The organism is Kitasatospora sp. NPDC048296 (assembly GCF_043201815.1).
Lineage (GTDB): Bacteria > Actinomycetota > Actinomycetes > Streptomycetales > Streptomycetaceae > Kitasatospora.
Map to the genome: position 1 here is coordinate 19826 of NZ_JBICZB010000010.1, position 12854 is coordinate 32679.

General features: G+C 73.9%; 2 protein-coding genes and 1 pseudogene. All 3 read right to left on the bottom strand.

Features of this window, described 5'->3' with window-relative positions; all coding sequences use genetic code 11:
• Positions 1–68: 68 nt before the first annotated feature.
• Complete coding sequence (locus tag ACGF12_RS09200) at positions 69–1412, bottom strand: NAD(P)/FAD-dependent oxidoreductase (RefSeq protein WP_393027495.1); 1344 nt, start codon at positions 1410–1412, stop codon at positions 69–71.
• Positions 1413–1463: 51 nt separating this feature from the next.
• Positions 1464–2267 (bottom strand): arylamine N-acetyltransferase, encoded by an 804-nt coding sequence (locus ACGF12_RS09205; protein WP_393027497.1) that lies wholly within the window; start codon positions 2265–2267, stop codon positions 1464–1466.
• 47 nt (positions 2268–2314) lie between these two features.
• Positions 2315–12799 (bottom strand): annotated as a pseudogene (locus tag ACGF12_RS09210) (type I polyketide synthase); the annotation flags it as partial.
• Positions 12800–12854: the final 55 nt, after the last annotated feature.

Consider the following 12854-nt stretch of genomic DNA (forward strand, 5'->3'; position numbering starts at 1 on the left):
CCGGCCGGGCGCCGGCGGCGGCGGTGTGCCGCCGGCCCCCGGTGGCCGGTGCCGGCCGTTACTGGCCGTTACTGGCCGTTGGTCACCCGCAGGATGCGGGCCTCGGCCCGCTCCTTGCGGTCCTGCTCCTCCAGGTGCGGGTAGGCGGGGCAGCCGTAGACGCGCTGGAAGGGCGGGAAGGCGTCCCACTCGGTGCGCCGCCGCATCTCCTGCGCGACCGCGTTGTGCTCGCTCCAGAAGTCGCCGCCGATCAGCCGGATCAGGTAGCGCTCCAGCGCGTCCCGCGAGGTGGTCCGTCCGGCGTCGGCCGCGACCGAGACCAGCTCGCCGTCGTAGAAGGCCTGGATCAGCCGCAGGTAGGTGTCGTAGCCGGTCTTGAAGTAGTTCGAGTACTCGTCGAACAGCCGGTCGGCGTCCGACGGCTCGCGCAGCGCGGCGCTGACGGTCTCGGCCGCGCGCACCGCGGTGGAGGTGGCGATGAGCACGCCGCCGGAGAACATCGGGTCGCCGAAGCAGCCCGCGTCGCCGACCATCATCCAGCCGGGGCCGGTCACGGTGTCGGCGTGGTAGCAGTAGTCGGTCTCGATCTTGAGGTCCATCGACGGGCTCGTCCCGGCCAGCCGCGCGGTGATCCGCGGCACCCGGTTCAGGTGCTCCTCGAAGACCTCCTCCGGGGTGCCCTTGCGGAACACGTCGCGGGGCATCACGGTGCCGACGCTGATCAGGTCCTTGGAGAGCGGGATCGCCCAGACCCAGCCGTCGTCGTGCGCGCCGACCTGGATGTCGCCCTCGGCGCCCAGGTTGTTGCGCTCGTCCAGGCCGGTGTAGTGGCGGAACACGCCGACCATCCGGAGCCTCTCCAGCATCTTGCGCAGGCCGAGCTTGTTGGCGATCCGGCCGGCCCGGCCGCTGGCGTCGATCACGTAGGTGGCGTCGAGCCGGTGCAGCTCGCCGCCCTCCTCGTAGGTCACGCCGGTCATCCGGTCGCCGTCCATCAGCAGGTCCTTGACGGGTGCGCCCAGGTGCACCTCGGCGCCGGCCTTGGCCGCCTCGCTGACCAGCATCCCGTCGAACCGGGCGCGCTCGACCTGGAAGGCGCGGTCGAAGCGGCCGTCGCCCTGCAGGCTGAAGTCGGCCCGGAAGACGCCGGAGAAGAACTTGGTCTCGGTCGGGTCGATGAACTCGCCGCCGAACTTGGGCACGAAGCCGCCGCCCTCCAGCGCCTCGCGCAGCCCGATCCGGTCGAACAGGCCCATCATGTACGGCAGCATCGACTCGCCGATGTGGAAGCGCGGGAACTCGTCACGTTCCAGCAGCACCACCGAGTGGCCGTCACGGGCCAGCAGGTAGGCGCTCACCGCGCCGGCGGGGCCACCGCCGATGACCACCGCGTCAACCGTCTTGGTCGCCATTCTGGATTCCTTTCCTTCCGGGGTATTCGGTTCAGGTGTCAGGTAAGGGGTTCAGGAGAACTCGAGCGGGAGGATCCCGGGCAGGTCGCCGGCCAGGATCGCGGTGACCAGGGCCCGGTGCTCGCCGTCGTCCACCACGGTGCGGGCCCGCTCCCGGCCGTCACGGACCGTCAGGTGCCGGCGCCCCTTGAGCACCACCTGACCGTCGGTCAGGGTCCGTCCGTACAGCACGCCCCGCATGTCGCCGTCCGGTGCCGGGGCGGGGTTCTCCCGGACCCGGTCCTCCATCGGCTGCCAGTCGGCCCAGCGGCGCTCGGTCAGCCGGAAGCTGTAGACCGTTCCCCAGCGGCCGACCCGGGCCCGCCGCTGCAGCGCGTACTCGCCGCCGCCCTGCTCCACCAACCGGAACTGGCTGCCGTACTGGGTCTGCACGGCGTCGGTGAGGAGCAGCGGTTCGACGTAGGAGGGCCCGGGGTAGCCGGCGTCCACCAGCCACTGGGCGCCGTCCAGCGCGACCCGGATGAACATGTGCTCAACCTCGGTGCCGAACTCCTCCCAGCCCTCGGCGGTGCTGCCCGCCAGCAGCGAGGCGTCGTAGCCGAGTTCGCGCAGCAGCCGGAAGAAGAGCCGGTTCAGCTGGAAGCAGGTGCCGCCGCGGCCGTCCAGCACCGCGGTCCGGAAGGTCTCGTCCTCGTCGATCGCGACCAGGACCGGGGCGTCGGCGAAGTCCTGGGCCGCGATGTTGTACGGGATCGCCATCAGGTGCCGCTTCTGCAGCCTGCGCAGCGTTTCGATGTCCACACCGGTCTCGCCCTCGCAGCCGATCCGCTCCAGATACACCTCGGCGTCGAACACTGCTCCTCCTTCTCGTCGTGCGGTTCCTGGCGGCTGGTCGGCGGCGGTCACACGGCCACCCCGCCGAGCCCGGGGGCGTCCCCGCCGAACAGCCGCTCGTGCAGGTGTGCGACCAGCAGTGCCGGTGTCGGGTGGTCGAAGACCAGGCCGGTCGGCAGCTTGGCGCCGACCAGTTCGCCCAGCCGGTTGCGCAGCTCCAGCGCGGTCAGCGAGTCGAAGCCGATCTCGAACAGGCCCTGGTCGGCGTCGATCCGCTGATCCGCCCGGTAACCGAGCACCACCCCCACCTTGGTGCGGACCTGGTCGAGCAGCGCCGTCGCCCGCTCGGCCGGCGCCAGCCCGGCCAGCTGCTCGGCGAACCTGCGCCGCTCCTCGCCGGAGGCCACCGGCCGGGCCGCCCGCCGCGGGGAGCCGACCAGCCCGCGCAGCAGCGGGGGCGTCTCCCGGCCTGCGGCGGCATCGGCCCGCACGGCGCGCAGGTCCAGCCGGGCCGGCACGAGCAGCGAGCGGTCGCTGTGCAGGGCCGCGTCGAAGAGCTCCATGCCCTGCTCGGGGGTGAGGGCCTGCAGGCCGCCGCGCCGGTGGAGCCGGCTCCTGGCCAGGTCGTCGGTCTGTGCGGCCATGCCGGTGGTCTGCTCCCACATGCCCCAGGCGAGTGAGAGGGCGGGGAGTCCGTCGGCCCGGCGGCGGGCCATCAGGCCGTCCATGAAGGCGTTGGCGGCCGCGTAACCGCCGGTACCGGCGCCGAGGAAGACCGCGGAGACCGAGGAGTAGACGACGAACGCGTCCAGGTCCGGAGCGAGTACGCGGGTCAGCTCGTCCAGCTGCTGGAGCGCGCCGACCTTCGCCGCGAAGACCCGCTCCAGACGGTCACGGTCGATGTCACCGAGCACACCGGCGTCGAAGACACCCGCGGCATGCACGACGGCGGTCAGCCGGTGCGCGGCCCCGGCCAACTCGCCGAGCAGGGCCGCCAGGGCCGCCCCGTCGGTCACATCGCACGCCGGCACCTCGACCGACTCCGCACCCAACGCCAGCAGTTCGGCAACCAGGGCGCGGGCACCCTCGGCCTCCAGACCGCGCCGGCTGGTCAGCACCAGCCGAGTGACGCCGTGCTCGGCAACCAGATGACGGGCCAGCACCGCCCCCAGCGAACCGGTACCGCCGGTCACCAGCACCGTGCCCGCCGGATCCAGCACCGGGGCACCGACGACGGGCGGCACCACCCGGGCAAGCCGGGGAACATAGGCGGCCGTCGCACCGCGCAGGGCCAACTGCGGCTCACCGGAGGCCAACACGGCACCCAACCGGTGCTCGATCTCCACCTCGTCCGAGTCCACCAACACGATCCGGTCCGGATTCTCCGCCTGCGCGGCCCGGACCAGGCCCCAGACCGCCGATCCGGCCGGATCGGTGACCGTCCCGTCGCCACCGGCCGGCACCGCACCCCGGGTAACCACGACCAGCCGGGTCTGCTCGAAGCCGCCGCCCACCAGCCAGGTCTGCACGACCTCAAGGACCCGGTCGGTCAGGTCCAGCGGGGTCTCGTCCGGTCCCTTCCCGGCCGCCGCGAGGATCACCGCGTCCGGGGCGGCGACGGCTCCGGTGAGCACGTCGTCGGCGAAGGTCGCCACCTCCTCAGCGGTGGACAACCGCACCGCGGTGGGCGCCGCCGCCGGCCCGCCGCTCGCGGGCAGCTGGATCCAGTCGACCCCGAAGAGCGAGCCGGCGTCGCCGCGGCCGGTCGCGGCGCCCAGCTGGGCGGCCGTCACCGGGCGGAAGACCAGCGAGTCGGCCGTCAGGACCGGCGCACCGGTCTGGTCGAGCGCCTGCAGGGTCAGCGAGTCGGGCGTCGGCTGGGTGACCCGGACCCGCAACGCCGAGGCGCCGGCCGCGCGCAGCGTCAGGCCGGTCCAGGCGAACGGCAGCATGGTGCGCCCGTCGCCCGCGGCGAGGAACGCCTTGCTGTGCAGGGCGGCGTCGAGCAGCGCCGGGTGGATGCCGAAGCCGGTGGCGCTGCCGTGCTCCTGCTCGGGCAGGGCGATCTCGGCGAAGATCTCGTCGCCGCGCCGCCAGGCGGCCCGCAGGCCGCGGAAGACCGGCCCGTAGCCGTAGTCGTGGGCCAGCAGCCCGGCGTAGAACTCGGCCAGGTCGATCCCGACCGGCTCGGCGCCGGGCGGCGGCCAGGCGGTGCCGGCGAAGTCGGCGGCGGGCGCGGTGGCAGCCGCCGTGAGCAGGCCGGTGGCGTGCCGGGTCCAGGGCTCCCCTGCGGCGTCCTCCGGGGTCGAGTGGATGGCGACCGTGCGGGCGCCGTTCTCGTCCGGGCCGCCGACGGTGACCTGGACCCGGACGCCGCCCCGCTCGGACAGCACCAGCGGGGCCTCGATCACCAGCTCCTCAAGGGTGCCGCAGCCGACCTCGTCGCCGGTCCGGACGGCCAGTTCGACCAGGCCGGTGCCGGGCAGCAGCACGGTCCGGCCGACGGCGTGGTCGGCCAGCCAGGGGTGGGTGCGCAGCGACAGCCGGGCGGTGGCGAGCAGGCCGCCGTCGCCGGGCAGTTCGACGAACGCGCCGATCAGCGGGTGGTCGGTGCCGGTGAGGCCGAGCGAGCCGGCGTCGGTGGCACCCGGGCCGCCGGTCGGCAGCCAGTAGTGCTGGTGATCGAAGGCGTAGGTGGGCAGGTCCAGGTGCCCGTCGGTGGCGCCGGCCGGCAGGACGGCCGACCAGTCGACCGGCACGCCACGGACGAAGAGCTCGGCCATCGAGGCGAGCAGCCGGCGCGGGCCACCGTCGTCCCGGCGCAGCGAGCCGGAGACGACGACCGACGCTCCGTCGCTTCCGTCCGCGACCTCGCTGACCGGCTGCACCAGCACCGGGTGGGCACTGGACTCCACGAACACCCCGAAGCCCTGGGCCGCCAGCTCCGCTATGGCAGCGCCGAATCCGACCCGGTTGCGCAGGTTGCGGTACCAGTAGCCGCCGTCCAACACACCGGCGTCCCGGACCCACTCCCCGAGCAGGGTGGAGAAGAACGGCACCTGCGGCGCCGCAGCGGTCACCCCCGCCAGCGCCTCGCCCAACTCCTGCTCCACCAGCTCGACATGGCGGGTGTGCGAGGCATAGTCCACCGCGATCCGGCGCACCCGGACGCCCTCGGCGCTCCAGGCCTCGACCAGCTTGTCCAATGCCTCGGCATCGCCGGCCACCACCACGGAGGAGGGGCTGTTCACGGCCGCGATCTCGACCCGGCCACCCCAGCGCTCCAGCCGCTCGGTCAGCTGATCCTCCGCCAAGGCGACCGAGGCCATCCCACCGCGACCCGCCAGCCCACGGGCAATCACCTGACTCCGTACCGCCACCACCCGCGCGGCGTCCTCCAGGGACAGCGCCCCGGCCACGCAGGCCGCCGCGATCTCGCCCTGCGAGTGACCGACCACCGCATCCGGCACCACACCCACCGACTGCCAGACGGCCGCCAGGCCCACCATCACGGCGAAGCTCGCCGGCTGCACGACGTCCACCCGCTCCAGCAGCTCGGCCGGGGCCTCGCCGCGCAGCACCTCGATCAGCGACCAGTCGATCCACGGCGCCAACGCCGCCGCACACTCCGCGATCCGCTCCGCGAACACCGGCGAGGAGTCCAGCAGTTCACGACCCATACCGGCCCACTGCGACCCCTGACCGGGGAACACCAGCACGGTCCGGCCGGGTGCGGCAGCGGCGGGCGCGGAGCCGGCGGTCAGCACCGCCGGCGAGGGCGTGCCCTCCGCCAGCGCGGCCAGGCCCGCCAGCACCTCCTCACGGGTCGCTCCGACGATCACGGCCCGCTCGGCGAGCAGCGCGCGCTGGGCGAGCAGCGCCGCCGCGACGGCCGGCAGGGGCGTGTCGGGGGTCTGCCCGAGGAAGGTGGCCAGCCGGCCGGCCTGGCCGGCCAGCGCGTCGGTGCTCCTGGCCGACAGGACGAGCGACAGCGGCGAGTCCGATGCCCCGCCAGTTCCTGTTGCCGGTTCGGTACGGGGCTCCGACTCCTCGGCGGGAGCCTGTTCGAGGATCACGTGCGCGTTGGTGCCGCTCAGGCCGAACGAGGAGACCGCGGCCCGGCGCTCCCGGCCGGTCCGAGGCCACTCGCGTGCCTCGGTCAGCAGCTGTACCGCGCCGGTTGTCCAGTCGACCTTGGTGGACGGGGCGTCCACGTGCAGGGTGGCCGGCATGACGCCGTGCCGCAGCGCCTGCACCGCCTTGATCACGCCGGAGACGCCGGCGGCTGCCTGGGCGTGGCCGATGTTCGACTTCAGCGAACCCAGCCAGAGCGGCCGATCGGCCGATCGGCCGCGCCCGTAGGTGGCGAGCAGGGCCTGCGCCTCGATCGGGTCGCCCAGCACCGTGCCGGTGCCGTGGCCCTCGACCAGGTCCACGTCGGCCGACGACAGGCCCGCCGCGGCGAGCGCCTTGCGGATGACGCGCTGCTGGGACGGGCCGTTGGGGGCGGTCAGGCCGTTCGAGGCGCCGTCCTGGTTGACGGCGCTGCCGCGCAGCACGGCCAGCACCGGGTGGCCGTTGCGCCGCGCCTGCGAGAGCCGCTCCAGCACCAGCACGCCCGCGCCCTCGGCCCAGCCGGTGCCGTCGGCCGCGTCCGCATACGACTTGCACCGCCCATCCGCCGCGAGCGCCCGCTGCCGGGAGAACTCCATGAACATGCTCGGGCTCGACATCACCGTCGAACCGCCGGCCAGGGCCAGCGAGCACTCGCCCTGCCGCAGCGCCTGGGCGGCCAGGTGGAGCGCGACCAGGGAGGAGGAGCAGGCGGTGTCCACGGTCACCGCCGGGCCCTCGAACCCGAAGACGTACGAGATGCGGCCGGAGGCCACGCTCGCGCCCGCGCCGGTCAGCGCGAAGCCGCCCAGCTCGGCGGGCACGTTGCCGCCCGCGTAGTAGTCGACGCCCATGATGCCGTTGAAGACGCCGACGTCGGTGCCCTTGAGCGAGACCGGGTCGATACCGGCCCGCTCCAGCGCCTCCCAGGAGGTCTCCAGCAACAGCCGCTGCTGCGGGTCCATCGCGGTGGCCTCGCGCGGGGAGATCCCGAAGAAGGCGGGGTCGAAGAGCGCGGCCTCGTGCAGGAAGCCGCCCTGGTCGGTGTAGGAGGTGCCCTCGTGCTCGGGATCGCTGTCGAAGAGCTCGTCCAGGCCCCAGCCCCGGTCCTGCGGGAAGCCGGACACGCCGTCCCGGCCCTCCGCCACCAGCCGCCACAGGTCCTCGGGGCCGGCCACGCCGCCGGGCAGCCGGCAGGCCATGCCGACGATCGCGACCGGGTCGTCCGGGTCGTGCACCGCCGCCGGGGCCGCGGCGGCCGACGGCTCGCCCGTACCGTCGAACTCGCCGTGCAGGAAGCGCGCCAGGGCGAGCGGGGTCGGGTAGTCGAAGACCACCGTGGCGGGCAGGCTCAGACCGGTGGCCTCGCGCAGCCGGTTGCGCAGCTCGACCGAGGTCAGCGAGTCGAAACCGGCGTCCCGGAAGGCCCGTTCCGCGACGATGTTCGCCGCCCCGGCGTGGCCGAGCACGGCGGCGACGTGGGTGCGGACCAGCTCCAGCAGCGCAGCCTCCCGCTCGGCCTGGCCGAGTCCGGCCAGCCGGGCGGCGAGCCCGCTGCCGCCGTCCCGGCCCGCGCCGCGCGCCGCCTGCTGGCGGGCCGGACGGACCAGGCCGCGCAGCAGCAGCGGCACAACGCCGCCGGCCGTGGCGGTCTCGCGCAGGCCCCGCAGGTCCAGCTTGACCGGGACGAGCAGCGAGTGGTCGCCGCGCAGGGCGGCATCGAACAGGGCCATGCCCTCGTCCGCCGGCAGCGGCAGGACGCCGCCGCGCCGGCTCATCCGGCTGCGGGACAGCTCGTCCACGCCGGCGCCCATGCCGGAGTCCTGCTGCCAGGGACCCCAGGCGAGTGAGAGGGCGGGGAGTCCGTCGGCCCGGCGGCGGGCCATCAGGCCGTCCATGAAGGCGTTGGCGGCCGCGTAACCGCCGGTACCGGCGCCGAGGAAGACCGCGGAGACCGAGGAGTAGACGACGAACGCGTCCAGGTCCGGAGCGAGTACGCGGGTCAGCTCGTCCAGCTGCTGGAGCGCGCCGACCTTCGCCGCGAAGACCCGCTCCAGGCGGTCACGGTCGATGTCACCGAGCACACCTCCGTCGAAAACACCCGCGGCATGCACGACGGCGGTCAGCCGGTGCGCGGCCCCGGCCAACTCGCCCAGCAGGGCCGCCAGGGCCGCCCCGTCGGTCACATCGCACGCCGGCACCTCGACCGACTCCGCACCCAACGCCAGCAGTTCGGCAACCAGGGCGCGGGCACCCTCGGCCTCCAGACCGCGCCGGCTGGTCAGCACCAGCCGAGTGACGCCGTGCTCGGCAACCAGATGACGGGCCAGCACCGCCCCCAGCGAACCGGTACCGCCAGTCACCAGCACCGTGCCCGCCGGATCCAGCACCGGGGCACCGACGACGGGCGGCACCACCCGGGCAAGCCGGGGAACATAGGCGGCCGTCGCACCGCGCAGGGCCAACTGCGGCTCACCGGAGGCCAACACGGCACCCAACCGGTGCTCGATCTCCACCTCGTCCGAGTCCACCAACACGATCCGGTCCGGATTCTCCGCCTGCGCGGCCCGGACCAGGCCCCAAACCGCCGATCCAGCCGGATCGGTCACCGTCCCGTCGCCACCGGCCGGCACCGCACCCCGAGTGACCACGACCAGCCGGGCGGCCTCCGCGGGTTCCTCGGCCAGCCAGCTCCGGAGCGCCTCCAGGACCCGCGAGGTCAGCGCGAGGGGGGTGTCGCCGTCACCGGTGGTGACGGCCTCCAGGACGGTGACTCCGGACGGCGCCGGGGCGGACGGCTGGGCAGCCTGCGCGGGCAGCTCGGTCCACTCGACCGAGAAGAGCGAGTCGCCGCCCGTCGCACCGGCCGCCGCGGCCTCCAACTGCTCGGCGGAGACGGCACGGGAGACCAGGGACTCCAGCGACAGGACCAGCCCGCCCGCCTCGTCGACCGCCTCCAGGTCGAGGGTGTCCGGGGTGAGCTGGACCACCCGCACCCGGATCGAGCCGGCCCCGGCGGCGTGCAGGGTCAGCCCCTTCCACGCGAACGGCAGGCGGATGACCGGCTGGTCACCCGGCGCGGCGGCATCCGACCCGTCGTCCGTTGAGGTGCCGTCCTTCGACGTGCCGTCGGGCAGCTGGTCGCGGAAGGCGGCGGCCGCGTCGAGCATGCTGGAGTGCAGGGCAGCATCCAGCAGTCCCGGGTGGATACCGAACCGGGCGGCGCTCTCCAGCAGCTGGTCGGGCAACGAGACCTCGGCGAAGACCTCCTCGCCGCGCCGCCAGACCGCGCGCACGCACTGGAACGACGTGCCGTACGCGTAACCCGCACGCTCCAGCAGTTCGTAGCCGCCGTCGATCTCCATCGACCTGGCGCCGGGCGGGGGCCAGGCGCTGAAGTCGAACTTCGGTGTGGGAGCGGCGAGCGGGGCCGGCGAGAGGAGTCCGGTGGCGTGGCGGGTCCACGCCTCGACGGAGTCGGCGTGCGCGTCCTCGCGGGTGGAATAGACGTCCACCGTGCGTGCACCGTTGGCGTCCGGGCCGCCGACCGCCACCTGGAGACGGACACCGCCCTGCTCGGGAACGACCAGGGGCGCCTCGATCACCAGCTCGTCGAGGGTGCCGCAGCCGACCTCGTCACCGGCGCGCACGGCCAGCTCCACCAGGCCGGTGCCGGGGACCAGGACCACACCGCCGACCGCGTGGTCGGCCAGCCAGGGGTGGGTGCGCAGGGAGAGGCGGGAGGTGAAGACCAGGCCGTCGGAGTGCGGCAGGCGGACCACCGCGCCGAGGAGCGGGTGGTCGGCGCGGCCCTGGCCGAGCGAGGTCGCGTCGGTGGCGGGGGTGGCGGGGAGCCAGTAGTGCTGGTGATCGAAGGCGTAGGTCGGCAGGTCCACGTGCCCGGCGGCCGGGACGAGTCGGGACCAGTCCACGGTGGCGCCGCGCACGAACACCTCGGCGAGCGCGGTCAGCAGAGCCTGCGCCTCACCGTGGTCGTCACGCAGCGCCGCCACACAGGTCGCGCGCTCGCCCGCGGACTCCGCGACCACGCCGGAGAGCGCGGCACCCGGGCCCAGTTCGACGAAGACGACCTCACCCGTGCCGGCCGCCGCGGCGACGCCGTCGGCGAACCGGACCGGGCGGCGCACGTGCTCCACCCAGTAGCTCGGGTCGGTCAGCTCACCGGCCTCGGCGATCCTTCCGGTCACGTTCGAGATCACCGGGAAGCGCGGCTCGGACCAGCTCACATCGGCCAGGACCGCCGCGAACTCGTCCAGCATCGGCTCCATCAACGCCGAGTGGAAGGCGTGGGACACCGTCAGACGACGGGTCCTGCGGCCCTGCTCGGCCAGCGTCGCCGCCGCCGCGAGGACCGCGTCCTCCACACCGGAGAGCACCACCGCCTGCGGCCCGTTCACCGCCGCCAGGTCCACACCCTCAGCCAGCAGCGGCACGACCTCGGCCTCGGACGCCGCCACCGCCACCAGCGCACCACCGGCCGGCAGCGCCTGCATCAACCGGCCACGAGCCGCCACCACCGCCGCCGCATCCTCCAACGACAGCACGCCCGCGACATGGGCCGCCACGATCTCACCGATCGAGTGCCCCATCACCGCGTCCGGCCGCACGCCCCACGACTCCACCAACCGGTAGAGCGCCGTCTCCACCGCGAACAACCCGGCCTGCGTGAACACCGTCTGACTCAGATCACCCGAGCGCCCCAGCACCACATCGGCCACCGGGAACTCCACCCAGCCAGCGAGCCGGGCATCCAGCGCCGCACACGCGGCATCGAACGCCTCCGCGAACACCGGGAACCGCTCGTACAACTCCCGCCCCATGCCCACCCGCTGCGAACCCTGCCCCGGGAAGACCACCACCGTCCGAACCGCACCCGCCGAACCCGACGGACCGTCAGCGATCCCCCGAAGACCGGCGATCGCCTCCTCGCGCGTCCCGGCGACCACCACCGCACGCTCACCCAACACCGCACGCCCGGACAGCAACGCCCCGGCGACACGTGCAAGTGACGCTCCCTCAGCTGTTTCCATCAGCCCGGCCAGGCGCTCCGCCTGCCTCGTCAGCGCACCGGCGGAGGCCGCCGAGACGACCAGCGGCACCACACCGTCTCCGGCGGGTTCCTCCATCGCCTCGGCCTCGGGGGCCTGCTCCACGATGACGTGGGCGTTGGTCCCGCTCACGCCGAAGCCGGAAATGCCGGCTCGGCGCGGGCGGTCACTCTCGGGCCAGTCGCGCGCCTCGGTCAGCAGCTGGACGGCACCCGCCGTCCAGTCCACCTGCGAGGACGGCTCGTCCACGTGCAGCGTCGGCGGCAGCACACCGTGCCGCAGCGCCTGCACCATCTTGATCACACCCGCCACACCGGCCGCAGCCTGGGTGTGACCGATGTTCGACTTCAACGAGCCGAGCCACAACGGCCGTTCGGCAGTCCGCTCCTGACCGTAGGTCGCGAGCAGCGCCTGGGCCTCGATCGGGTCACCCAGCACCGTCCCGGTGCCATGACCCTCCACCGCGTCGACATCCGCCGTGGTCAGGCCCGCGTTGGCCAGCGCCTTGCGGATCACCCGCTGCTGCGAGGGGCCGTTGGGCGCGGTCAGGCCGTTCGACGCACCGTCCTGGTTGACGGCCGTGCCGCGAACGACCGCCAACACCCGGTGCCCGTTGCGCCGCGCCTCGGAGAGGCGCTCCAGCACCACCACACCCGCACCCTCGGCCCACCCCGTGCCGTCGGCAGCGTTCGCGTACGACTTGCAGCGGCCGTCCGGGGCGAGCCCCCGCTGCCGGGAGAAGTCGATGAAGAGACCGGGGGTGGCCATCACGGTCGCACCGCCGGCCAGCGCCATCGAGCACTCGCCGCGGCGTAGCGCCTGCACGGCCAGGTGGATGGCGACCAGGGAGGAAGAACAGGCGGTGTCGAGCGTGACCGCCGGGCCCTCGAAGCCGAAGACGTAGGAGACCCGGCCGGACGCCACGCTGGCCGCGGCTCCCGTTCCGGTGAAGCCCTCCAGCTCGGGCGGCACGCTGCCGCCCGCGAAGTAGTCGACTCCCATGATGCCGCTGAACACGCCGACGTCGGTGCCCTTCAGCGTGCCGGGGTCGATGCCCGCGCGCTCCAGGGCCTCCCAGGAGGTCTCCAGCAGCAGCCGCTGCTGCGGGTCCATCGCCAGCGCCTCGCGCGGCGAGATCCCGAACAGGCCGCCGTCGAACTGGCCGGCCTCGTGCAGGAAGCCGCCCTGGTCGACGTAGGAGGTGCCGGTCGTCTCCGGGTCCTCGTCGAACAGGCCCGCCAGGTCCCAACCCCGGTCGGTCGGGAAGCCGGAGACGCCGTCGCGGCCTTCACTGACCATCCGCCACAGGTCCTCCGGGCTCGCCACCCCGCCCGGCAGGCGACACGCCATGCCGACGATCGCGATCGGCTCCCGGGAGGCGTTGAGCAGGCGACGGTTCGCCTTCTTCAGCGAGCCGACCTCTTCG